Consider the following 22,787-nt stretch of genomic DNA (forward strand, 5'->3'; position numbering starts at 1 on the left):
ATGGATCAGCGCGTGGCGGCGGGGGGCGCCTGCGCGGTGGTTTCAATCAACTGGACGGCGCCGATGGCATACAGCGGGCCGCGAATCGGCGCGGTGAAGCGCAGGCATAGATCGTGGATGCCGGTGCGTGCAGGCAGTGCGGTTTCCAGCGTGAATTGTTCGCCCAGCGTGGCGCTGTTGGGCAATTGCACGCTGGCGATCAGCTCGCCCTGGCAGCCCAGGCGCACTTCCAGCTCGCCGCGGCGCGTCTTGGCGGGGTACTGCACCACCTTGGATTGTTCGTGGGCCAGGCCGAAATTGTTCGGCAGGCGTGCGGCCTCGATCCGGATCGCGCCGACGCCATCCAGGCGCGCCTGCGGATACAGCCGGCAGGCATGGAACAGGTCGACGTTATAGACCGGCGTGTCGGCGCCGGTCAGCTCCGGCAACAACGGCAGGCGCAGGCCGAGCGCACCGGTGTCCACGCAATCGCGCAGGCCCTGGGTGTCCACGCGCAACAGCCCGGCACGATCGAAAGTACGGCTGCGCGTGGCCGCCAGCGCGGTGCCGCCGGCATCGAAGGCGGTGGCCTTGACCGTGGTCGGCAGCTGGATCGTAAACGGCGCCGCATAGCGTGGCGATGCCGGCGTGGGATCGCTGCCGTCGACGGTGTAGTGCAGCGTGCCCGCACCGGCCTGGGTGCCGAGTGCCACCTTGGCCGGGCCGCCAGCGAGCACCGGGTTGGGGCCGCCTTCCAGGGCGATATCGGCGGCGAAGGCGCCGTCGCTGTAGTCGATGCCCAGCGCCTTGTAGCGCTGCAGCTGCGCCGGCAGGCGCGCCAGGAAATCCTTCCAGTTGCGGGCAGCCACCGGCGACCAGTTCACTTCGGCGATGGCGGATAGACGCGGGAACAGCGCGTGATCCACATGCCAGCGCGAGGGAATGTATTCGGACCACAACGCGCCTTGCGCACCGAGTACATGCGTGGCCTGCTCGGCGGTCAGTGTGTCGGGCACCGGGTCGAAGGCGTAGACCTTGGACAACGGCAGTACGGTCAGGCGGCCGTTGGGTTCGTCGCTGCGGGTGGTCTGCAGGTTGTCCAGGTACAGCCAGTCGCCTGGCGCCAGCACCACATCGTGGCCCTGCCTGGCGGCGGTCACCGCACCGTCGGTGCCGCGCCACGACATCACCGAGGCACTGGCCGGCACGCCGCCTTCGAGAATTTCGTCCCAGCCGATCATGCGCCGGCCGTGCTGGGTGAGGTAGGCCGCAAGCTGTTCGTTGAACCAGCCCTGCATCGCGTGCGCGTCCTTGACCCCGAGCTTGCGCATCTGCGCGCGCACCGCGGGCGAGGCTTCCCACTGATCCTTGACCGCCTCGTCGCCACCGATATGGATATACGCCGACGGGAACAAGGTCAGCACCTCGTCCAGCACGTTGGTGATGAAGCTCAGGCTGCGTTCGCTGGTGTTGAACAGGTACGGATTGACGCCCCAGTTCACACCCACCTGCGTGCGCTGGCCGGGCACGCCGACTTCTTCCGGATACGCGGCCACCGCGGCCTGCGCATGCCCGGGCATGTCCAGCTCGGGCAGCACGGTGATGTGCAGGCGCGCCGCATAGGCGACGATCTCGCTGATCTGCTGCTGCGTATAGAAACCGCCATAGCGCTCGGGCGTGCCGTGCTGGCCGGCGCCGGGCGGGGTGCGCCAGGCACCGACCTCGGTGAGTTTGGGGTAACGCTTGATTTCGATGCGCCAGCCCTGGTCGTCGGTGAGATGCCAATGCAGCACATTGAGCTTGTGCGCGGCCATCGCGTCCAGCACATGCTTGACCGTGTCCACGTCGTGGAAGTGGCGGGCCACATCCAGATGCTGGCCGCGCCAGCCAAAGCGCGGCCAGTCGCGGATCGCCATCGCCGGTACGGCGACATCGCCCTTGCGCGCATCCGGCGTCATCAATTGCCAGGCGCTGATCGCGCCATAGAACAGGCCGGCACCATCGCGCGCGGTGATGCGGATGCCGTTGCCGTCCACATCCAGGCTATAGCCTTCCTTGTGTGCCACCGGCGCCTGCGCTGTGCGCTCCAGGCGGATGCTGTGCGGCGAGGCGCTGGTTTCGGTGCGCACTTCCAGGGTCAGGCCGCGGGTGCGTTGCAACAGGCTGGCCAGCGACTCGGCGCTGCGTCGCACTTCGGCGTTGCCGGTGGGGATGGAGATCACCGTGCCGGTGCCGACGCGGAAACTGCCGGTGCCGCGCCTGGCTTCGGCCGGGGCGGGAATCAGGGGCAGCGGTGCGTTGGTCGCAGGCAGTGTTGCGGTGTTGCCGGGGTTGGCTGCAGGTGCGGTCGCTGCATCGCGTTGGCCGCAGCCCGCCAGCACCATTGCCGTCAGCGCCATTGCAAGCAGGCGCGAGGAACGTCGGTGCGATGACAGCAGGCGCGACGACAGGCTGCGCGGCGACGGCGGCCAGGATAACGGTGAGCGCAGGCTCGGTGCGGAGTTCGACATCATGCAATCACATCCCGGTATGGCGGGGGAGATACGGCAGCCACGCACAGTAGCAAAGCCGTGCCGGATGGCGCAGGGACTGGCGCACGCTTCGTCGGGGTGCGCGGTGTGTGGTGTCGCGCAGCGCCCGCGCTCCGCATGGCGTGGTGCAGAACGGGCGCGGACAGTGCACGCATCGGCTTGCAGTGGATGCATTCCGATGCGAACACCGACCGCGCCCGTCCTGTCGTGCAGCAGTACGATGACGCGGTCAGCGCTGCGCGGTCGGCAACTCGTCCCACACCTTCGGGTCCTCGGCGCCCAGCACCCAGCAGCTGAAGCCTTCCAGGCCGTACTGCTTCACCAGGTCGTAGCGTGCCTTGAAGCTGCGCGCATCCGGGCGGAACACCCACTCGCGCATGTCGTCGCGGTAGAAGTAGAACCACGATTCCTGCTCGACCGGATCCCATTGCACGGTGGCGTTCTGCTCGATCGCCAGCGGGAACGATTCGTCGGCATCGATATAGGTGGCGGAGATGTTCGACGCCTCGGTGCCGTCTTCCTTGACCGGATTACCGGTGTACCAGCGGTAGCCGTAGGTGGCGATGCCGAGCGAGAGCTTGTCCTTCGGCACCTGGGTGATCGCGTAATCCAGGTGCTTCTTCATCCACACCATGCCGTCGACCGGGCCCGGCGTGGTCCAGCGGGTGTGCTGGTCGTAGGTCATGATGCTGACCAGATCCACGGCCTGGCCCAGCGCCTTGAGGTCGTACGCGCCGCGCCAGTATTCCCACATCCACTTGGAGAACTGGCCGCCTTCGGCATGGCCCGGGGCATTGGGCACCACCGCCACCGACATCTTGAAGCCGGCCTTGTGCAGCGCATCGGCGGTCTGCTTGACCATCAGCGTGTAGGCGTCGCGATCGGTCCAGGCGATGTTCTCGAAATCGAACTGGAAGCCGTAGTACTTGTGCTGCTTGCCGTGGATCAGCAGCGATTCGATCATGCGCTTCTTGGCGGCTTCGTCGTGCATCAGCTTGTGGAAGCCGTCGCGCCCGGTGGTCATCGACAGGATCGGCATCACCCGCAGGTTCTTCTGCTTGGCGATGTCGTACAGGTACATGTTGGGTGTGCCGTTGACCAGGCCGTTCTGGTCGACGCCGTACCAGGTCGGCACCACCACGTCGATCTTGTCGACATTGGCCAGGAACGAGTTGGTCGATTTCTGCGTGTTCATCAGATAGAACAACGCCGTGGGGGTTTTGGCCAGGGCCGGCGCGCACACCAGCGCCAGCGCCAGCAGGATCCAGGTCAATCGCTTGCTCATGAAAACAGCATCCGTCAGGGAGTGGAGGAAGAAGAAAGATCGATGCGCAGCACGTAGGCGTGCTCGCCGACCGGCTTGGCCGGCAGGCGTAGATGCAGGCCGTCGGCCTGCTGCTCGAACGGCACCTTCTTGCCGTTGGCCAGCAGCGTCACGTCGCGCACGCCGTCGGCCGCTGTGAGCGAGCGGATCACCGCCTTGCCGCCGGCCGGCCAGCCGAGTTCGATCGCATACAGCGCGCCATCGCGCGTGGTGAAGCGGAAATCCTCGGCGGTGTAGGGCTTGGTCTTGACGTCCTGGAAGGTGCCGCCGACCACCTCGGTCGGGCCTTCGCCATACACGCGCCACGGCTTGCTGTCGTAGATCGCGCCGCCGTTGGTCTTGAGCCACTTGCCGATCGCCAGCAGGATGCCGCGCTCGGTATCCGGGATCGAGCCATCGGCACGCGGGCCGATGTTGAGCATCAGGTTGCCGTTCTTGGCCACCACGTCGGCCAGCATGTGGATGATGAAGGTCGGCGACTTGTAGGTGTCGTTTTCGATGTAGCCCCACGATGCATTGCTCACCGAAGTGTCGGTCTGCCAATGGGTGGGATGGATGCCGGTGAGCTGGCCGCGCTCGATGTCCAGCGTGCCGGCCCCTTCCGGAAACGCGCCCAGCTTGTAGTTCACCACCACACCGCGATCGGCTTCGGTGCGCGCCGCGCCCTGGTTGTAGTAGTAGGCCAGCATGGTCGGCAGGGTGCTGCGGAAGGTGGGGTGGGCAATCCACCAGTCGAAATAGATCAGGTCGGGCTGATAGGTGTCGATCAGCTCGGTGGTACGCGCCAGCCAGTCGTCCAGCCATGCCTGCGACACCGGCGTCCAGTCGTTGGCCACATCGGCATCGTCCTTGCCAGGCAGGCGCACCTGCGCCGGGCCGTACAGCGCGGCATAGCGCGGGTCGTTGACGTCCGAATCGAACTTGCGCCCGCCATCGAAGAACCAGTTGTGCTCGGCGCGGTGCGAGGACAGCCCAAAGTGCAATCCCTGCGCGCGGATCGACTTGGACAACTCGCCCAGCAGATCGCGTTTGGGGCCCATCTTGACCGCAGTCCAGTCCGACAACCGGGAGTCGTACAGCGCAAAGCCGTCATGGTGCTCGGCCACCGGCACCACATAGCGCGCGCCGGATTGCCGGAACAGCTTGGCCCAGCCATTCGGATCGAACTTGGGCGCGGTGAACTTGGGAATCAGATCCTTGTAGCCGGAGCGCGCCTGCGGGCCATAGGTCGCCACGTGATGGGCGAATTCCTTGGATCCCTCCAGGTACATGTTGCGCGAATACCACTCGCTGCCGAACGCCGGCACCGAGAACACGCCCCAATGGATGAAGATGCCGAACTTGGCATTGTCGTACCACGCCGGCGATTGATAGGCCTTGAGTGCAGCCCAGTCGGGGCGGAACGGACCCTTGCGTGCGCCGGCCTCGGCTTCGCGCACCAGGCGCTCGCGCTCGGGTGCGTACTTGGCGGTGGCGCTGAGCCACTGCTGGTCGATCTGGTCCGGGCTGAGCGTGGTGGCGGTGGGCGCGGTGGGCGATTGCGCGCTGAGCGTGGCAGCAGGCAACGCGAGCAGCAGACCGAGCGCGAGCATTCGCGTTCTGGGTGCAGCTCCGGCGTGGCGGCGGGATGGAGCCGCAGGGCGGCTATCGGTCGTCATGGGAACTGCACTCCTTCAAGCGAGACGTGTCGGTTGCAGCGCAGCCGGCACGTGGATGGCAAAAGCGGGCCTGGCCATGCTCCCTCAACCGAGAAGGGGCGTGGCCAGTACCACTCCTTGGTACAACATCGAGCGGTGCACTGCATGCAACACACCGCTCAAAAAAAAGCGCGCCACCGTGGAGGGTCGGTGGCGCGCCGGTGCTACATCAGAACTTGAAGTTCAACTGGGCCTGATAACCGCGGCCGTTCTTGTAGAACGCCGTGGGGGTCGAGCGGGTGTTGCTGAACAGCCGGTAGGTGGAATCCAGCAGGTTGGTCGCGCCGAAGGTGATGCCCATGTAATCGGTGATCTGATACGAGGCGGTCAGATCCAGCTGCTTGTAGCTGTCTGCGAAGTCCTGCGAGGCGAGGCGGCCGATCTGGGTGAAGTACTTGGAACGGAAGCTGTAGTTCACACGCACCATCCAGTCGCCATGCTCCCAGTACGGGATGATGTTGTAGGTATCGCGCGACAGGTACGGCAGGTTCAGACCCGAGCTCGAATCGGATTCGGCAAAGGTGTAGTTGGCCTGCACACCGAAGCCCAGACCCAGCGACTGCTGGTAGTTCACCGACACGCCCTTGACCTTGGCATCGGAGACGTTGATCGGCGAGGTCACCGTGTAGAGACCGGAATTGCCGCTGATCGGATCGGTCAGCTGCTGCTGGCTGGTGGTGTTGACGATGTAGGAGCTGATGTCGCGATAGAACACTTCACCGGACAGCATGCTGGACGGCGCGAAATACCACTCCGCAGCAAGGTCGTAGTTGGTGGACTCGTACGGCTTCAGGTCCGGGTTACCGCCACCGGCGGTCAGGTTGCCGTTCGCACTGTTGATGCTGAACGTGCCGGCCAGATCGCCATAGCGTGGACGTGCGATCACCTTGGCAGCCGAGAAACGCAGCACGGCGTCGTCGGTGATGTCGTAGGCGATGTTGAAGCTCGGCAGCGCCTTGCGGTAGTCGTTGGTCTCGGCCACGCGCGAGTAGTTGGTGCCGCCATCGGCGGTCTGCCAGTACAGCGACTTGTCGGTGGTGTCGACCAGGCGCACGCCGACGTTACCGCGCCACTTGCCGGTCTCGTAATTCAACTGGGTGTAGAAGTTCTGCGTGATCTCCTTCACTTCGAACGAGGAGCCGTAATCGGGACGGTACGGACCCTGCGGCTGCGACAGCAGATAGTTGCGGATCGAGTTCAGGCTGGCGGTCGGCCAGGTGGTCAGGTCGCCACTTGCGCCCAGGCCGTCGTACAGGCCGCTCGGGGTGGTGCCCGGGTTGAACTGGGTCAGCGAGATCGCATCGGTGGTATTGATGCGATTGCCGCGTGCGTCCACGCCGTTGTTGTGGTTGATGTACTTGTAGCCGAACAGCAGTTTGGTGAACGGGCCCAGCTCCAGATCGCGGGCCGCATCCCACTGGAAGTATTTCTCTTCGTCGGTGCTCTTCTGATAGAAGATGCCGCCGGCCTGCATCGCGCTGGAGTCCTGCGAACCGGCGGGCAGGCCGGCCGGCGAACCGGGCAGCGTCCAGTTCGAGGCGCCGCCGTTGTCGTAGTTCACCGCGGTGTTCTGACCATCGAAGGCGTAGTTATAGCCGCCGTCGGTCATCAGGAACTTCATCAGGTACTCGGGGTTCTTGCCGCCGGTGGCCTTGGTGTCGCCGACCTGGGTGGTGAACACCCACTTCTCGCCCGACCAGTCGTGACGCAGGTTCAGGCTCTTGGTGGTGACGGTGCTCTCGCGGTAGTTCGCGTCCAGCTGAGCGTACGGCTGCCCCGCGGCGCCATCGCCGAAGGTCGCCGAGGTGACCACGCCGTTCTGCACATTGGCGCTGGTGACCTTCTGCAGGTCGTTGTTGCACGCCGGGCAGACGTAACGCGATTCGCTGAAGTTGTTGTACTTGCCCTTGATGTACAGGCCGGTCAGGTTGAATTCGTTCTGCTCGTTCGGCTTCCACTGCAACGCGCCCTGCACGCCGCTGCGTTCGCGGGTCTGCTGGAAGAATGCGCTGTTGATGCCGGCCGGTACACGGGCGGTGGCGACATCGCTGCCGTCGCCGGTGATGGTGGCGCTGGCGGGAATGTTGGCGCCGGTGGTGTAGCCGAAGTATTCGATACCGGCGCGTGCCAGGTCCTGCTTGTCATGCGTGGCGGAGATCAACGCGCCGAAGGTCTCGTCGTCGTTCTTCCAGCTCCACAGCGCCGAGCCGCGCGGATTGCCTTCTTCCGAACGGTCGTTGTAGTTGTAGCCGACCGAGCCGCGGATGGTGTTCTTGGGCAGGTCCAGCGGCTTGCGGGTGTGCACGATCACGGTGCCGCCGATCGAGCCTTCGTCGATGCGCGCTTCCGGGGTCTTGTAGACCTCCATCAGGCCGATGATTTCCGGCGACAGCAGGGTGTAGTTGAAGGTACGGCCGCTGGTGTCGGTCGGGTTGCCGCCCCAATCGCCCGAGGCGATGGTCTGGCCATTGAGCAGCACGCGGTTCAAGGCCGGGTCGGTGCCGTTGATGCTGACCTTTTCGCCTTCGCCGAACTGGCGGTCGACGCTGATGCCCGGCAGGTGCGACAGCGATTCGGCGGCATTGATGTCCGGGAACTTGCCGATGTCTTCGGCGCTGATCGCATCGACGATCGAGTTGGCCGAGCGCTTGACTGACTGGCTCTTCTCCAGCGATGCGCGATAACCGGTGACGGTGATGGTATCCAGCTCGGTGGTCGCCGACGGCGTGGCGGCAGGAGCCTGTTGTTCTTGTCCGGCAGCCATTGCAGAGCCGGAGCAGTACAGAGCGGCGGTAATACAGAGTGCTAACGTCGTGGTGCGGCTGTGCATGGCTAAACCTCGTTGGTTAGTGCTGTGAGCGCGCCGCCTCTGGAAGGCGTCACGCGCTCGGCGTGGCCGGCAAAACAACACGCCCTGACCGATCGCGGTGATCCCACTGGCACGCGTCGCAAGAGGCGGGCCCGGGTGATTCGCGTGGTAGAGGAGGTGTCCCCCGTGTGGTGAAGCGGTAGAGCGAATGCGACTTCAGCGAGTCGAACATCGGGTGATGTCCCGCTCACGAATCTGGAATGCACCGGCGAGGGAGTAGCCCGTTCCTGAGTACCGAACAGTCCATGGCCCCTCCTGCCAGAACCCCGATTTGGATCGAGTCTCGCGTAGCGTTGACAGCGTTGTCAACACATCGTCACAGATCTCTGAAGCGGCTGCGATTGCGCTGCAATGCAGCATTTCTCCGCGATGCCATGCACTGCGCCGATACCGTTGCGCAATGCGCCGTCGGCGGCTCACGGTTTTGATCAGCTGTTTCTATGGGGAATGGCGCTTGTGCAAATGGCGGGTGCCGTTTTGTGCTGAAATCGCTGTCGCAAACGTGGAATTTGAGTGAATGATGAAATTGGCGGCATCCTGTTTAAATCGTGATCGCCACGGTTGCGTTACAGGGCGATTACTGACAACGTTGTCTACCCCGTTACCGTTCGTCGGACAATGGGCATGACGCCAGCCCGCGGCCACTTATCAGGAGAATGCGTGAGCGCAAGCAGTCCAATGGAAGCGGTGGCCTTTCCGCGCCCCGACACCTTCGTTGCCGCAGACGTGGGGGGGACGCATGTGCGTCTGGCGCTGGTGTGCGAAAGCCCCGATCCACGCCAACCGGTCACGGTGCTGGACTACCGCAAGTACCGGTGTGCCGACTACCCGGGCCTGGCCGAGATCATGGCCGCGTTCTTTGCGGAGCTGGGCTGCGCGCCGGTGCAGCGTGGTGTCATCGCCAGTGCCGGGTATGCGCTGGAAGACGGCAGCGTGATCACCGCCAACTTGCCGTGGGTGCTGGCGCCCGAGCAGATCCGCCGCCAGCTCGGCATGCAGGCATTGCATCTGGTCAACGATTTCGAAGCGGTGGCGCATGCGGCCAATTACATGGTCGGCAATCAGGTCCTGCAGTTGTCCGGCCCGCCGCAGGGTGCGCCGGGTCCGGCGCTGATCCTGGGCCCTGGCACCGGCCTGGGCGCGGCGTTGTGGATTCCAAACGGCGCCACCCCGGTGGTGTTGCCGACCGAGGCCGGCCACGCCGCGCTTGCTGCCGCCAGCGATCTGGAAGTGGCCTTGCTGCAGGAGCTACGCCGCACCCGCACGCATGTGGCCACCGAGCACCTGCTCTCCGGCCCGGGCCTGTTGAATCTGTACACCGCACTGGCCGCGCTGCGTGGCGTGCCGGCGCTGCATGCCAGCCCGGCCGATGTCACTGCCGCCGCACTGGCTGGCGAGGACACGCTGGCGCGCGATGCGCTACAGGCGTTCTGCGGCTTCATGGGCAGCGTGGTCGGCGACATGATGCTGCTCTATGGCGTGCGCAGCGGTGTCTATCTGGCGGGTGGATTCCTGCCGCAGATCGCCGCATTCGTGGCCGCAAGCGATTTCGTCGCACGTCTGCTCGACAAGGGCGCATTGCGTCCGGCGCTGGAGCAGGTGCCGGTCAGCATCGTCGAGCACGGCCAGCTCGGTGTGATCGGCGCGGCCAGCTGGTTCCTGCAGCACGGCCGCTGAGCGCCCGCGCATCGCCAGGTGCAGCAGTCTGGCTGCACCAAACCGATCAACTCCACATCCCGTAGGAGCGCACCCGGGCGCGACAAGGCATTCTCGATAACGCCAGGTCGCGCCCAGGTGCGCTCCTACGAGCCAGCCCGGCTGTTGGGCCGGGACGCAGTGGATGGAGCCATCGACATGCAGCGGACAACGCAACGCCGGGCAACTCCACATCCCGTAGGAGCGCACCCGGGCGCGACAAGGCATTCCCGATAACGCCAGGTCGCGCCCAGGTGCGCTCCTACGAGTCGGCGCGGGTTTAGGGCCGGGACGCAGTGGACGGAGCCATCGACATGCAGCGGACGACGCAACGCCGGGCAACTCCACATCCCCCGTAGGAGCGCACCCGGGCGCGACGAGGCATTCCCGATAACGCCCGGTCGCGCCCAGGTGCGCTCCTACGAGTCGGCGCGGGTTTAGGGCCGGGATGCAGTGGACGGAGCCATCGACATGCAGCGGACGACGCAACGCCGATCAACTCCACATCCCCCGTAGGAGCGCACCCGGGCGCGACAAGGCATTCTCGATAACGCCAGGTCGCGCCCAGGTGCGCTCCTACGAGTCGGCGCGGGTTTAGGGCCGGGACGCAGTGGACGGAGCCATCGACATGCAGCGCCCAGGTGCGCTCCTACGATGTCGTGGCGCTATAGGTCACCGAACCGCGACTGCAGCGCCGCGATTGCCGCCAGGCCCGCGGTTTCGGTACGCAGAATGCGTGGCCCCAGTTGCAGGCCGCTGAAACCGGCCTCGGCGAGGGTGGCGCGATCACGCGGCGACCAGCCGCCTTCCGGGCCGATCGCCACGATCACATGCGGTTGCGCGTCCAGCACCAGGCTACCCAGGCGATGCGCGCCGTGCGGGTCCAGCGTCAGCCGTAACGCCTGCGGGTCGCTGGCCCGCGCCGCATCCTGCAGGCCGTGCGGCGCAGCGACCGTGGGAATGCGCGCACGCCCGGACTGCTCGCAGGCCGACACCACCACGCTGCGCCAATGCGCCAGGCGTTTTTCCATGCGCGCCGCATCCAGCTTGACCTCGGTGCGCTCGGCGTTGACCGGCACGACCGCCGTTACCCCCAGCTCGGTGGCCTTCTGCAGGATCAGATCCATCTTCTCGCCGCGCGCGATGCCCTGGATCAGGGTGATCGACAACGGCGACTCGTTGTGCAGCGGCTCGGCACGTTCCACCAGTGCGCGCGCCTCGCGTTTGCCGGCCAGGGTGATGCGCGCGTGGTAGTCGCTGCCGTCGCCGTTGAACAGCACGCAGGCATCGCCCTCGCGCAGTCGCAGCACACGCAGCAGGTGATTGGCCGACTCTTCCGGCAGCGTCACCTCCTGGTCGCAGTGCAGCGGCAGTGCGACATGGGAGCGGGTCAGGCGCATGCAACGGCCTCCTCGATGGCGTGGCGGGTGGTCGCAGCCAGCAGCGCAAGTTGCGCGTCGTCCACGCAATACGGCGGCATCCAGTACAGCACGTCGCCGAGCGGGCGCAGCACCACGCCCTTGTCGAGTGCGGCGCGATAGGCCTTCAGGCCCACCCGCGCCGCAGACGGAAACGGCGTGCGCTTGTCGCCGCCCTGCGTGAGTTCGAACGCCACAATCATGCCGGCCTGGCGCACGTCGGCCACCGCGGGGTGTTCGCCGATCTGCGCAGCCAGCGTGGTCATGTGCGCGGCGGTGCGCTGGTTGCGCGCAATCACATCGTCGTCTGCAAAGATCTGCAGGGTTGCCAGCGCGGCGGCGCATGCCAGCGGATTGCCGGTGTAGCTATGCGAATGCAGGAACGCACGTTCGCGCGAGTCGTCCAGGAACGCCGCGTACAACTGCTGCGTGGCCAGCACTGCCGACAGCGGCAGAAATCCGCCGGTCAGCCCCTTGGACAGGCACAACAGGTCGGGCATGATCCCGGCCTGTTCGCAGGCGAACAGGCTGCCGGTGCGACCGAAGCCGGTGGCGATCTCGTCGGCGATCAGGAACGCGCCATACGCGTCGCACAGTTCGCGTGCGCGGCGCAGATAGGCCGGGTGATACATGCGCATGCCGCCTGCGCACTGCACGCGCGGCTCCAGGATCAGCGCGCAGATTTCGTCGGGCGAGTGTTCGAACACCGCCTGCAGCGCATCGGCCGCCTGCAATGCGTAGTCTTCCGCGCTCTGTCCGGGCTCGGCCAGGTAGGCATCGGGCGAGGGCGCAAAGATCGACTCCAGCAGCAACGGCGCATACACGCGCCGATACAGCGGGATGTCGCCGACCGACAACGCGCCGATGGTCTCGCCGTGGTAGCCGTTTTCCAGCGCGACGAAACGCGTGCGGCGGTGCTCGCCGCGGTTATGGAAATAGTGGAAGGCCATCTTCAAGGCCACTTCCACGCCGGCCGAGCCATTGTCGGCATAGAACACCTTGGACAACGGCGCGCGGCCGGACTGGCGCGGCGCGATCGCCAACAGGCGCTCGGCCAGCTGCACGGCGGGCGCATGGGTGAAGCCGGCCAGCATCACCTGCTCCAGTTCGCCAGCCTGGCGCGCGATGGCCGCGCCGATGCGCGGTTCGCTATGGCCGAACAGGTTGGTCCACCAACTGCTGACCGCGTCCAGGTAGTGGCGACCGTCGTGGCCGATCAGCCACGCACCGTCGCCACGCGCGATCGGTACCAGCGGAAGTGTGTGCGGGTGCTCGCGCATCTGCGTGCAGGGGTGCCACAGCACGGCAAGATCGCGTTGCCGCCAATGTTCGTCAGCTTGGGAGGCTGCCGGGTCTGCTAGGATTTCGGGCTCATGAACATGTCGATGCATACGCCTATTCTATCGGTCGGCCCCGCCGCTGCGTGCGACGCATGAGCCCGCGCCTGCCGACCATCCACAAGATCACCGATCTGGGTGACGGGCCGTTCCGTCGCCAGCAGCTGGATCTGGAATTTTCCAACGGCGAGCGTCGCCTTTACGAGCGCCAGCTCAGCCAGGGCCACGGCGCGGTGGTGGTGGTGCCGATGCTCGACGCGCAGACCGTGCTGCTGGTGCGCGAGTACGCCGCCGGCGTGCATCGTTACGAGCTGGGCCTGGTCAAGGGCCGCATCGATGCCGGCGAGACGCCGGAGCAGGCCGCCGACCGCGAGCTCAAGGAAGAAGCCGGTTACGGCGCGCGCCAGGTGCAGGTGCTGCGTGCGATGACGCTCGCTCCTACTTATATGAGTCACCAATCCTGGTTGGTGCTGGCACGCGACCTCTATCCCGAGCGCCTGGTGGGCGACGAGCCGGAAGAGATGGAGGTGGTGCCCTGGCCGATCGCCCGTCTGGACGAATTGATGCTGCGCGAAGATTTTTCCGAAGGCCGCTCGCTGGCCGCCTTGTTCATTGCGCGCGAGTGGCTGGAGCGCAACCCATGATCCGCATTCCGATGGAACTGCGCGAAACCGTGATCGCCATCGCTCGCGAGGCGGGAGCGGCGATCATGGATGTCTATGCGCAGGATTTCGCGGTGGAGCTTAAGGACGACGCCAGCCCGCTGACCCAGGCCGACCTTGCCGCCAACCGTGTCATCGTCGAAGGCTTGCGCCGGGTCACCCCGGACGTGCCGGTGCTGTCGGAAGAATCCGCGCACGTGGCCTGGGAAGACCGCCAGTTCTGGACCAGCTACTGGCTGGTTGACCCGCTCGACGGTACCCGCGAGTTCGTCAAGCGCAACGGCGAGTTCAGCGTCAACATCGCACTGATCCATATGGGCGCACCGGTGCTCGGCGTGGTGCAGGCGCCGGTTGATGGCAGGGTCTGGTACGCCGCACGGGGCGAGAACGCTTACCGCCGCGATGGCGACCGCGACGAGATGCTGCACACGCGCACGCCGGCGGCCACGCCGCTGCGGGTCGCCGCCAGTCGCTCGCATCGCGATGCGCGCACTGCTGCCGCGCTGGAGCGCATGGGCGAGATCGATGTGGTCGCGCAAGGCTCGTCGTTGAAGTTCTGCCGCATCGCCGAAGGCGACCTGGACGTGTATCCGCGCTTCGGCCCCACCTCCGAGTGGGACACCGCAGCCGGCCAGTGCGTGCTGCACGCCGCAGGCGGCGTGCTGCTGGCCGGCGGCACCGGCAAACCGTTCCGTTACAACCGCCGCGACACCTTGCTCAATGGCGATTTCATCGCGCTGGGCGATCCCAATCTGCCGTGGCGCAGCTGGCTGGTGTGAGCACGGCCGACCGCCGCTTGCGCACTCGCCGATTGGATCCGGCAGTTGCGCGCACTCCCGATGCAGTCATGTCCAATGCGGTCCCTGCCCATCGCCTGCCGCCAGGTGACGCGGCACGTGCCTGCGGCATCGCCCGGGCACGCCACTCCACTGCACCACACCTGCCAGGAACACACCATGTCTCAGTCCCCGCCGACCGGCGACCTCCAGCGCCTGCTGCAGCTGATGGCGCGCCTGCGCGATCGTGAGCACGGCTGTCCGTGGGATGTGGAGCAGACCTTCGCCAGCATCGCGCCGTACACCATCGAAGAAGCCTACGAAGTTGCCGACGCCATCGATCGCAACGACCTGCCGGCTCTGCGCGACGAGCTGGGCGACCTTCTCCTGCAAGTGGTCTTCCATGCGCAGATGGCCGCCGAGCAGGGCGCGTTCGGATTCGCCGACGTGGTCGCCACGCTCAGCGACAAGCTGGTGCGTCGCCACCCGCACGTGTTTGCCGAGCAACGTGCCGACGATGCGCAGGCGGTAAGCGCCAACTGGGAGCAGATCAAGCGCGACGAACGTCGCGCGGCCGGCCATCAGGACGACTCCGCACTTGCCGGCATCGCACGCGGCCTGCCGGAATGGCAGCGCTCCACCAAGCTGCAGGCGCGTGCGGCGCGGGTCGGCTTCGATTGGCCCGGCCCGGCCCCGGTGCTGGAAAAGCTGCAGGAAGAAATCGAGGAACTGCGCGTGGAGTTCGCGCGTGGCCCGGTCGCCGACAACCAGGCGCGGCTGGAAGACGAGCTCGGTGATGTGTTGTTCGTTTGCGCCAACCTGGCGCGTCATGCCAGGGTCGACGTGGGTGCGGCGCTGCGCCATGCCAATCTCAAGTTCGAGCGCCGCTTTCGCGCGATGGAAGCGCAGGCGCAGGCGGACGGCACCTCTCTGGCCGCGCTGTCGCTGCAGCAGCAGGAGGCGCTGTGGCAACAGGTCAAGCGCGGCGAACGCGGCGGTGATCCGTCCGCTCTCGGTCAGGCTGCCGCGACGCCTGTCACTGACGCGCCCGCGGCCGGTGATCAGGTGCGCGACACTGCGGAGCTGCAGCAGGCCGACGTTGGCAAGCAAGGCGTCGACAAGCCCGGCCGCGCATGACTGCTGCACCGACCACGCTGTTGCTGTTCGCGGCCACCGCCGTTGCCGAACTGGTCGGTTGCTACCTGCCGTATCTGTGGCTGCGCAAGGGCGGCAGCATCTGGTTGTTGCTGCCGACGGCGCTGAGCCTGGCCGTCTTCGTCTGGTTGTTGAGCCTGCATCCCGATGCCAGCGGCCGCGTGTATGCCGCCTATGGCGGGGTCTATATCGCCAGTGCGCTGCTGTGGCTGTGGTGGGTGGACGGGGTGACGCCGACGCGTTGGGATCTGCTGGGCGCGGCCTGCTGCCTGCTCGGCATGGCGATCATCATGTTCTCGCCGCGCGGCGCCTGAGCGCGCCTTCGCAGCACCGTCTGCACTTTACAAAGCGCGGTCGCCTGCGCGTTGCGGCGTGCTGCGCAACGCCGACACGCTGCCCGAGGTGGTCAGCCACAGCGCCGCATGCAGGGTCGCGGCCGCCGTTGCCGAGGTAGGGCGCGCAATGGGGACAGGTGGCGCTAGGGCATACTCAAGCCAAGGATCGACTCGTCATCGCAAGGGGCTGCTCATGTTTCCGACTTCTTTCTTGGCCATCGCCGTTCTGGTCGCTGGCGTCATCGTGCTGTTCAAGACCGTGCGCATGGTGCCGCAGGGCTTTCAGTGGACGGTGGAGCGCTTCGGCCGCTACACCCACACCATGAGTCCGGGTCTGCACTTTCTGGTGCCGGTGGTCTACGGCGTGGGGCGCAAGATCAACATGATGGAGCAGGTGCTCGACGTCCCCAGCCAGGACGTCATCACCAAGGACAACGCGGTGGTGCGGGTGGATGGCGTGGTGTTCTTCCAGGTGCTCGATGCCGCCAAGGCCGCCTATGAGGTCTCCAACCTGGAGATCGCTTCGATCGCGCTGGTGCAGACCAACATCCGTACCGTGATCGGCTCGATGGATCTGGACGAATCGCTGAGCCAGCGCGAGACCATCAATGCGCAGCTGCTCAGCGTGGTCGACCAGGCCACCAATCCCTGGGGCATCAAGGTCACCCGCATCGAGATCCGCGACATCCAGCCGCCGCGCGACCTGATCGACTCGATGGCGCGGCAGATGAAGGCCGAGCGCGAGAAGCGCGCGCAGATCCTCGAAGCCGAGGGCTCGCGCCAGTCGGAAATCCTGCGCGCCGAAGGCGAGAAGCAGGCCGCCGTGCTCGAAGCCGAAGGCCGCAAGGAAGCCGCGTTCCGCGATGCCGAGGCGCGCGAGCGTCTGGCCGAGGCCGAAGCCAAGGCCACCCAGATGGTCTCCGATGCGATCGCCAACGGCAGCGTGCAGGCGATCAATTACTTCGTCGCACAGAAGTATGTGGAGGCGTTCAAGGCGCTGGCCACCGCGCCCAACCAGAAGTTCGTGCTGATGCCGATGGAATCCAGCGGCGTCATCGGCTCGATCGCCGGCATTGCCGAGCTGGCCAAGGAAGCGCTGAACAAACCCGACGCGAGCCATGTGCGCGTGCCGCCGATGCCGCCGCGCGTGGGAGGCTGAGCCATGCGTTGGGACGTGGTGGCCTGGGCGGTGCTGGCGTTGCTGTTGATTGCTGCCGAGACGCTGGTGCCCGGCGCGTTCCTGCTGTGGATGGGCATTGCCGCCGCAGCGGTGTGCGTGCTGGTGCTCGCGTTGCCGGGCATGTCGCTGCTGCTGCAGATCGTCGCCTTCGTGCTGCTGAGTTTCGTCTCGGTGCAGGTGTATCGCAGCTGGTTTCGCGGCAAGGGCCGGCAGAGTGATCGGCCTCTGCTCAACCGACGTGCCGAGCAGTTGATCGGTCGCTGCGTGGTGCTCGACCAGGCGATCCACGAGGGACGCGGCCGTGCCAAGGTCGACGATGCGTTCTGGGTGGTCAGCGGCCCGGACCTTCCGGCCGGCACGCCGGTGCGTATCGTCGGTGTCGATGGCATGACCTTGCAGGTGCAGGCGGCCGGTTGATCGGGCAGGGCACGCGTCGTGCCCATGCAGCGAGGCTGCAGCGCGGCGCGATAGGGCGCGGCCAGGTCCAGGTGTCGGCGGCGCGTTGCCGCATCGCCTGCGCCGTTTCCCCAGGCACGGCCAGGCGGCGATAATGGTGCTCTTTCCCTTGGACCGGTGCGCATGACCCAGAAGACCATCCTCAACGACACCCATCGTGCGCTCGGCGCCAAGATGGTCGACTTCGGCGGTTGGGACATGCCGATCCATTACGGCTCGCAGCTGGACGAGCACCACCAGGTGCGTCGCGACGCCGGCATGTTCGATGTCAGCCACATGACCGTGGTCGACCTGCACGGTCCGCGCGTGCGCGAGTTCTTGCGCTATCTGCTGGCCAACTCGGTGGACAAGCTCAAGGTCTCCGGCAAGGCGCTGTACACCTGCATGCTCAACCCGCAGGGCGGGGTGATCGATGATCTGATCGTCTACTTCCTGCGCGAGGACTTCTTCCGCCTGGTGGTCAACGCCGCCACCCGCGAAAAGGACCTGCAGTGGATCGGCGAACAGGCCGCAGCCTTCCAGGTGCGCGTGGAAGAGCGCGGCGACTTTGCGATGATCGCCGTGCAAGGGCCCAACGCGCGCGCCAAGGTGATCGAACTGGTGGATCCGGCCGATACCGTAGCGGCGAGCAAGCTCGGCCGTTTCGCTGCGCTGCAGACGCGTTCGCGCGATGGCGTGGAACTGTTCCTTGCGCGCACCGGCTACACCGGCGAAGACGGTTTCGAAATCGTGTTGCCGCAGGAGGCAGCAGTGGCGTTCTGGAACGCGCTGCTCGCGCAGGGCGTCAAGCCGGCCGGTCTGGGCGCACGCGACACCTTGCGTCTGGAAGCCGGCATGAATCTCTACGGTCAGGACATGGACGACACGGTCAGTCCGTACGAGGCCGCGCTGGCCTGGACGATCGCCCTGGACGACGGCCGCGACTTCATCGGTCGCGCCGTGCTCGAGTCGCAAAAGGCGCAGGGCGCACCGCGTCAGCTGATCGGTGTGGTGATGGACGAGAAGGGCGTGCTGCGGCATGGCCAGACCGTGCTTAGCGCCAGCGGCGAAGGCGAGATCCTGTCCGGCACCTTCTCGCCCACGCTCGGCAAGGCGATCGCGTTCGCGCGCGTGCCGGCCGGCAGCATCGACGCGCTGCGCGTGGACATCCGTGGCAAGCAGGTGCCGTTGCGCGCGGTGAAGTTTCCGTTCGTGCGCGACGGCCAGGCGCAGCCCGGCGTCCTTGGCGAATGAGTCAGACCTCTGCCGGGCGTGCAAACGTCCGGCAGCGTGCGACATCCATCGCCACCCACCGGCCGACACGCGCGTGCACCTGTGTTGTCGTGCGGTCTAAACTAGCCACCTGTCCCCAACCCATCAGTTTCCCCGGAGCACACCCATGAGCGAGATCCCTGGCGACCTCAAGTTCCTCAAATCCCACGAGTGGGCCCGCGTCGAAAGCAGCGGCCGCGTGACCGTCGGCATCTCCGACCACGCGCAGGGCTTGCTGGGCGACTTGGTCTACGTCGAACTGCCCGGCGTCGGCGACACCGTGCAGGTCGGTACCGGCGCGGCGGTGGTGGAGTCGGTCAAGGCCGCCTCCGACGTCTACAGCCCGGTCAGCGGCACCGTCGTCGAGGTCAACAGCGCACTCAGCGACAAGCCGGAAACCATCAATGAAGACGCCTACGGCGAAGGCTGGATCTTCGTGGTCGAACTCGACGACAAGGAAGAGCTCAACGACCTGCTGTCGCCGGACGACTACGCCGAGCTGCTGGAAGACGACGCGCACTGACCGCGCCTCGCCCGTCGCACACCCGGATGGCCGCTCGTTGGAGCGGCCATTTTTTTGTCTGCGTGGCGATGGCCGCGCGCCGATCCCGCCTGCCGATGGCGTACGTCCTGCCGCGCTGCGCGCGTCCGGCTGGTGCCGGCTGTCGCTCGCAGTCGAAGCCTGCGCCGATGTTCGACGACCGTGCACTCGCCAGCGGCATGCGCGCGCGACATCGTCGACTGCGTTGCGACCGTCGTGGTGTCGGATTTCCGACGTGAGCCGGTCGTGAGGAGATGGCGTGCAGCCGGTGAAAAATATTTGCAGCGTCGCCTGCATCCAACCTTGGACACGGTGCGCAACGGATGCCGTTGGCAGTGCACGCGGATACACGCATGGGTCGAAAAACGCGCAATAAGTTTGCGCATTTTTGCTTGTGCGAGGCCTTGGGCAAGCTTGGTCGATAAAAAATTTTCAGCTGGCGGACAGGCGGCGCGTACCGCGGCAAGCGGGCGTGCGCTGTTGTGTCGCTGCAGTGGACAACAGCGTGCGCGTCTGCATCGCTAAAAAAAAAACAGCACAAAAGAAGTGCTTTTTTGAAAACGTCGTTGCGCCGCTGCATGCCAAGGGCAGCGACGCGCGCCATCGCACGGCGTCTTTGGACCCGCTCGACGGGACGCATCGCGACGAGGCGTTGAAAAAAAAATGCAAAAGAGTGTTGACAGTAAAAAAAAGCGTGATTAGGTTTCGCCCAGCAGACGTTGCTGCGAAAGAGAGTGAGCAGAATCGACATCAAGCCGACACGCTTGTTCCCGATGTCCACCGAAGCGCTATCCACGGTGGAGTTGGGTCCGCTTCTCTCCAGAAAAGCAGCAGTCGCTCCGATCACGCACCCGCGTCGCTGTTCGATGCGGGTGTTTCTGTATCCGTCCCGTCGCGCATCACCTGCGGACGGTTCCCGACGACGGCATGCCGTTGCGGGGTTTGCTTCAACTGGGCGTTTCACCTCCATAGTTCACTGACGAGGAGCCAATTACATGGCCACTGCAAAAGCTGCGAAAAAGAAACCCACTGCCAAGAAGGCAGTGAAGAAGACTGCCGCCAAGAAGGCAGTCAAGAAGGTCGCCAAAAAGGCAACCGCCAAGAAGGCAGTGAAGAAGACTGCTGCGAAGAAGGCCGTCAAGAAGACTGCAAAGAAGGCAACCGCCAAGAAGGCAGTGAAGAAGACTGCAAAGAAGGCAACCAAGAAGACTGCCGCCAAGAAGGCAGTGAAGAAGACTGCAAAGAAGGCGACCAAGAAGACCGCCGCCAAGAAGGCCGTCAAGAAGACCGCCAAGAAAGCGGTAAAGAAGACCGCCAAGAAGGCAGTTGCCAAGAAGGCGACCAAGAAGTCCGCCACCAAGAAGACTGCCGCCAAGAAGCCTGCTGTGAAGAAGGTCGCCAAAAAGAAGCCGGCCGTTCGCAAGAAGAAGGCCGCTCCGGTCGCGCTGCCCGCAACCCCGGCGCCGCTGATCTGATCCGCACTACCCGATCGCCGTAAACATCGAGCTCTCTCCCCGACGCCCAGCGGGGAGGGAGCTTTTTTATTGGCGGATCCAGCGCATCCGTGATGGGGGAGTCCCGGTCGCACGCAGGCAGCCGAAGCTATCGCCGCCGGATGCGTTGCGCTGTGCGTGACGGGATGTCAGGCCGGGACGTTGTAGCTATCGCCGCACTATCGCCGCTTGCCACCCGCCACCCGCTTTCTCCGGTCCAACGCTAGCAGTGGGCTGGGCCGCTGCGCCGCCCGCCCAACTGACCATCGTCTGTCCCGATCGGTCGTGCCGCCATCGATTGGCGTAGCGGTGCGGTGTGTTGGTCGTGCCAAGCGGGAGTAGATGCATTGGGCCGCATCGTGGGCAGCCACGCTCTCGCTTTTCAGTCAGGTCTGGCGCGCTTACTCGACAAGGTGACTCAGACCTGCGCCTGCCATGACCGTCATCGCATGGCATGGCATGGAGCGATGCCCGGCTCCCGGCCACCGATGTCGACACGCCCGACTCGATCCTGCAGGCCGGAAACGACACAGGCGGCCGAAGCCGCCTGTGTGCGAGGTCGCCGCAACGCCAACTCAGCGCGGCGATGCCACCGACTTGCCCGACGAGGCGCCCTTGCCGGCAGGATCGGGGCGCTCGGCCAGCATGTTCTCGCTGCCGAAGTCGCCATCCACATCGATATCCAGCCAACGCTTGGCGGGCAGACCCAGCGCCCGATCCAGAATGGTGGGCAGCATGCCGGAGGGCAGGCCGCTCTCGCCGTTCCACATGATCGCGATGCCGAGATCACGTTCGGGCAGCAGCGCGACCAGGCCGCGATAGCCTTGCACTGCGCCGGCATGGAAGACGACCTGATGGCCGGCGTAGTCGAACACGCGCCAGCCCAGCGCGTAGCTGGCAGCGTCAACACGCTCGTGGCGCCAACCCGAGCGCATCTCCCCTGGCGTGGAGATCAGCGGCGCGTGCAGCGTCGCCAGCAGCGGCGCAGGCAGCACGTCGGTGCGGTGGCCGGTGTGCGCGAGCAGCCACTGCGCCATGTCGCTGGCGCTGGCATTGACGCCGGCAGCGGGGGCCAGACGGTAGTAGGTCGGCTTGGGCGTCAACGACACCCAGCCATTGCGGCTGCGCACATGCGGGCGCGCCCAGCGCGGGCTGGCCTGGATACCGGCCAGACCCATGCTCGCATCGTTCATGCCCAGCGGCTTGAAGATGCGGCGCTCCACCGACTGCTCGTAGAAGCTGCCGGACGCAGCGAACACCACATCGCCGACCAGGCTGAAGGCCACGTTCTGGTACGCATAGCAATCGCCGGGCGCGCAGCGCAACGGTGCGGCGGCAAGCTTGTGGCTGAGCGAGTAATAGTCGACGTTGGATTCGATATCGTTGTCGTAGGCATTGCGGGTCAGCCCGACGCGGTGGCTCAGCACCTCGGCGACGGTGAGCTGCCGGGTGGCGACGTCATTGCTGAGCTGGAACCCGGGCACGTAGTCCACTACCTTGCTGTCCCAACGCAGCACGCCGTCGTTGACCAGCAACCCGGCCATGGTGCCGGCGAAGGCCTTGGACAGCGATGCCAGACGGAACACGGTATGCGCGTCGACCGGCTGCGGGTGATTGACGTCGGTGACACCATAGCCGCGCGCGCTCAGCACCTTGCCGCCCTGCACGATCGCCATCGCCATTCCGGGCAGGCGATTGCCGTAGGTCAACTGGTTGGCCATCGATTCGAACGCGGCCACATCGAACCCGGCCGCCGGGGCCAGCACCTGGCTGGCCGGAAGCGATGCACGGTATTGCAGCGGGGCGGTGGGTGACTGCACGACGGTGGCCGGCTGCAGCGCAGAAGCAGCCGGCGCGGGTGTCTGCGCGGTAGAAGAGAGGGCCAGAGGCAGTAACGCCCCGAGCAGCCCGATGGCCAACGGTCGGAACCGTCGGCGCCTGCGCATTTGAGTCATGGTTGTCCCGCCTGTTCCACTGCCTCCGACGATTCTAGCGCCGCGCTTTGCAATAGCACAAACTGCCGGAAGATGAATGGGCATCGTGTTGATCCTATTGATGATTTTAGGTTCATAAATCGAACTGCCAGGA

17 protein-coding genes are annotated in these 22,787 nt (G+C 65.6%); 10 read left to right on the forward strand and 7 right to left on the reverse strand.

What is annotated here, in order from left to right; all coding sequences use genetic code 11:
- Positions 1 to 5: 5 nt before the first annotated feature.
- From DYQ94_RS05095 to DYQ94_RS05110, 4 genes are all read right to left on the reverse strand, one after another.
- Positions 6 to 2,492, reverse strand: coding sequence for a family 20 glycosylhydrolase (locus DYQ94_RS05095; protein ID WP_160954749.1), 2,487 nt, complete (start codon positions 2,490 to 2,492; stop codon positions 6 to 8).
- A 247-nt stretch (positions 2,493 to 2,739) separates the two neighbouring features.
- The gene (locus DYQ94_RS05100) at positions 2,740 to 3,795 is read right to left on the reverse strand and encodes a glycosyl hydrolase family 18 protein (protein ID WP_016903894.1); all 1,056 of its coding nucleotides are present in this window, start codon (positions 3,793 to 3,795) and stop codon (positions 2,740 to 2,742) included.
- A 14-nt stretch (positions 3,796 to 3,809) separates the two neighbouring features.
- Entirely contained in the window at positions 3,810 to 5,492 is a 1,683-nt protein-coding gene (locus tag DYQ94_RS05105; RefSeq protein ID WP_126966180.1) for an alpha-L-fucosidase, read from the reverse strand.
- A gap of 208 nt (positions 5,493 to 5,700) precedes the next feature.
- Positions 5,701 to 8,361, reverse strand: coding sequence for a TonB-dependent receptor (locus DYQ94_RS05110; RefSeq protein WP_054590992.1), 2,661 nt, complete (start codon positions 8,359 to 8,361; stop codon positions 5,701 to 5,703).
- A gap of 717 nt (positions 8,362 to 9,078) precedes the next feature.
- Between DYQ94_RS05110 and DYQ94_RS05115 the strand changes: the two genes are divergently transcribed.
- Positions 9,079 to 10,077 carry a glucokinase family protein gene (locus DYQ94_RS05115; RefSeq protein ID WP_024940219.1) on the forward strand — a complete coding sequence of 333 codons (999 nt, stop codon included), beginning with the start codon at positions 9,079 to 9,081 and terminating at the stop codon, positions 10,075 to 10,077.
- 683 nt (positions 10,078 to 10,760) lie between these two features.
- Here the strand turns inward: DYQ94_RS05115 and DYQ94_RS05120 are convergent.
- Together DYQ94_RS05120 and bioA are read right to left on the reverse strand one after the other, a co-directional pair.
- Entirely contained in the window at positions 10,761 to 11,495 is a 735-nt protein-coding gene (locus tag DYQ94_RS05120; RefSeq protein ID WP_126966179.1) for a 16S rRNA (uracil(1498)-N(3))-methyltransferase, read from the reverse strand.
- The gene (gene bioA / locus DYQ94_RS05125; protein ID WP_126966178.1) at positions 11,486 to 12,904 is read right to left on the reverse strand and encodes an adenosylmethionine--8-amino-7-oxononanoate transaminase; all 1,419 of its coding nucleotides are present in this window, start codon (positions 12,902 to 12,904) and stop codon (positions 11,486 to 11,488) included. Before bioA ends, DYQ94_RS05120 begins: the two co-directional genes overlap by 10 nt.
- A gap of 41 nt (positions 12,905 to 12,945) precedes the next feature.
- Here bioA and nudE point away from each other — a divergent pair, with 41 nt between their 5' ends.
- The 9 genes from nudE to DYQ94_RS05170 all read left to right on the forward strand — a co-directional run bounded on the left by nudE (position 12,946) and on the right by DYQ94_RS05170 (position 20,681).
- Complete coding sequence (gene nudE, locus DYQ94_RS05130) at positions 12,946 to 13,494, forward strand: ADP compounds hydrolase NudE (protein WP_016905001.1); 549 nt, start codon at positions 12,946 to 12,948, stop codon at positions 13,492 to 13,494.
- Complete coding sequence (gene cysQ, locus DYQ94_RS05135; RefSeq protein WP_102251532.1) at positions 13,491 to 14,291, forward strand: 3'(2'),5'-bisphosphate nucleotidase CysQ; 801 nt, start codon at positions 13,491 to 13,493, stop codon at positions 14,289 to 14,291. The genes nudE and cysQ overlap by 4 nt, the downstream gene beginning before the upstream one ends.
- 177 nt (positions 14,292 to 14,468) lie before the next feature.
- Entirely contained in the window at positions 14,469 to 15,425 is a 957-nt protein-coding gene (mazG, locus tag DYQ94_RS05140; RefSeq protein ID WP_126966177.1) for a nucleoside triphosphate pyrophosphohydrolase, read from the forward strand.
- Positions 15,422 to 15,757: a YnfA family protein gene (locus DYQ94_RS05145; protein ID WP_024939264.1), complete on the forward strand. Its 336-nt coding sequence runs from the start codon at positions 15,422 to 15,424 to the stop codon at positions 15,755 to 15,757. The genes mazG and DYQ94_RS05145 overlap by 4 nt, the downstream gene beginning before the upstream one ends.
- 214 nt (positions 15,758 to 15,971) lie before the next feature.
- Positions 15,972 to 16,937, forward strand: a complete 966-nt coding sequence (locus DYQ94_RS05150) for an SPFH domain-containing protein (protein WP_024939263.1) — start codon at positions 15,972 to 15,974, stop codon at positions 16,935 to 16,937.
- A gap of 3 nt (positions 16,938 to 16,940) precedes the next feature.
- A complete protein-coding gene (locus DYQ94_RS05155) occupies positions 16,941 to 17,375 on the forward strand; it encodes an NfeD family protein (protein ID WP_039526063.1) in 435 nt (144 codons plus the stop codon).
- A gap of 162 nt (positions 17,376 to 17,537) precedes the next feature.
- The gene (gene gcvT, locus DYQ94_RS05160; protein WP_039526065.1) at positions 17,538 to 18,647 is read left to right on the forward strand and encodes a glycine cleavage system aminomethyltransferase GcvT; all 1,110 of its coding nucleotides are present in this window, start codon (positions 17,538 to 17,540) and stop codon (positions 18,645 to 18,647) included.
- 145 nt (positions 18,648 to 18,792) lie between these two features.
- Positions 18,793 to 19,188, forward strand: coding sequence for a glycine cleavage system protein GcvH (gcvH, locus tag DYQ94_RS05165; RefSeq protein ID WP_024939260.1), 396 nt, complete (start codon positions 18,793 to 18,795; stop codon positions 19,186 to 19,188).
- 1,013 nt (positions 19,189 to 20,201) lie between these two features.
- Positions 20,202 to 20,681, forward strand: coding sequence for a hypothetical protein (locus DYQ94_RS05170; RefSeq protein WP_039519650.1), 480 nt, complete (start codon positions 20,202 to 20,204; stop codon positions 20,679 to 20,681).
- 593 nt (positions 20,682 to 21,274) lie between these two features.
- Here DYQ94_RS05170 and DYQ94_RS05175 read toward each other — a convergent pair.
- Positions 21,275 to 22,654: a serine hydrolase domain-containing protein gene (locus DYQ94_RS05175; RefSeq protein ID WP_039813429.1), complete on the reverse strand. Its 1,380-nt coding sequence runs from the start codon at positions 22,652 to 22,654 to the stop codon at positions 21,275 to 21,277.
- Positions 22,655 to 22,787: the final 133 nt, after the last annotated feature.

Origin of the sequence: Xanthomonas sp. LMG 8993 (assembly GCF_009835065.2) — a bacterium.
Lineage (GTDB): Bacteria > Pseudomonadota > Gammaproteobacteria > Xanthomonadales > Xanthomonadaceae > Xanthomonas > Xanthomonas arboricola.

Bases quoted from the DNA above. Each gene is read 5' to 3' on its own strand.
- nudE (WP_016905001.1), top strand. From the start codon at position 12,946: ATGAGCCCGCGCCTGCCGACCATCCACAAGATCACCGATCTGGGTGAC.
- DYQ94_RS05105 (WP_126966180.1), bottom strand. From the start codon at position 5,492: ATGACGACCGATAGCCGCCCTGCGGCTCCATCCCGCCGCCACGCCGGA.
- DYQ94_RS05120 (WP_126966179.1), bottom strand. From the start codon at position 11,495: ATGCGCCTGACCCGCTCCCATGTCGCACTGCCGCTGCACTGCGACCAG.
- mazG (WP_126966177.1), top strand. From the start codon at position 14,469: ATGTCTCAGTCCCCGCCGACCGGCGACCTCCAGCGCCTGCTGCAGCTG.
- gcvT (WP_039526065.1), top strand. From the start codon at position 17,538: ATGACCCAGAAGACCATCCTCAACGACACCCATCGTGCGCTCGGCGCC.
- DYQ94_RS05170 (WP_039519650.1), top strand. From the start codon at position 20,202: ATGGCCACTGCAAAAGCTGCGAAAAAGAAACCCACTGCCAAGAAGGCA.
- gcvH (WP_024939260.1), top strand. From the start codon at position 18,793: ATGAGCGAGATCCCTGGCGACCTCAAGTTCCTCAAATCCCACGAGTGG.
- cysQ (WP_102251532.1), top strand. From the start codon at position 13,491: ATGATCCGCATTCCGATGGAACTGCGCGAAACCGTGATCGCCATCGCT.
- DYQ94_RS05155 (WP_039526063.1), top strand. From the start codon at position 16,941: ATGCGTTGGGACGTGGTGGCCTGGGCGGTGCTGGCGTTGCTGTTGATT.
- DYQ94_RS05145 (WP_024939264.1), top strand. From the start codon at position 15,422: ATGACTGCTGCACCGACCACGCTGTTGCTGTTCGCGGCCACCGCCGTT.
- DYQ94_RS05100 (WP_016903894.1), bottom strand. From the start codon at position 3,795: ATGAGCAAGCGATTGACCTGGATCCTGCTGGCGCTGGCGCTGGTGTGC.
- DYQ94_RS05115 (WP_024940219.1), top strand. From the start codon at position 9,079: ATGGAAGCGGTGGCCTTTCCGCGCCCCGACACCTTCGTTGCCGCAGAC.
- DYQ94_RS05150 (WP_024939263.1), top strand. From the start codon at position 15,972: ATGTTTCCGACTTCTTTCTTGGCCATCGCCGTTCTGGTCGCTGGCGTC.
- DYQ94_RS05110 (WP_054590992.1), bottom strand. From the start codon at position 8,361: ATGCACAGCCGCACCACGACGTTAGCACTCTGTATTACCGCCGCTCTG.
- DYQ94_RS05175 (WP_039813429.1), bottom strand. From the start codon at position 22,654: ATGACTCAAATGCGCAGGCGCCGACGGTTCCGACCGTTGGCCATCGGG.
- DYQ94_RS05095 (WP_160954749.1), bottom strand. From the start codon at position 2,492: ATGATGTCGAACTCCGCACCGAGCCTGCGCTCACCGTTATCCTGGCCG.
- bioA (WP_126966178.1), bottom strand. From the start codon at position 12,904: ATGCATCGACATGTTCATGAGCCCGAAATCCTAGCAGACCCGGCAGCC.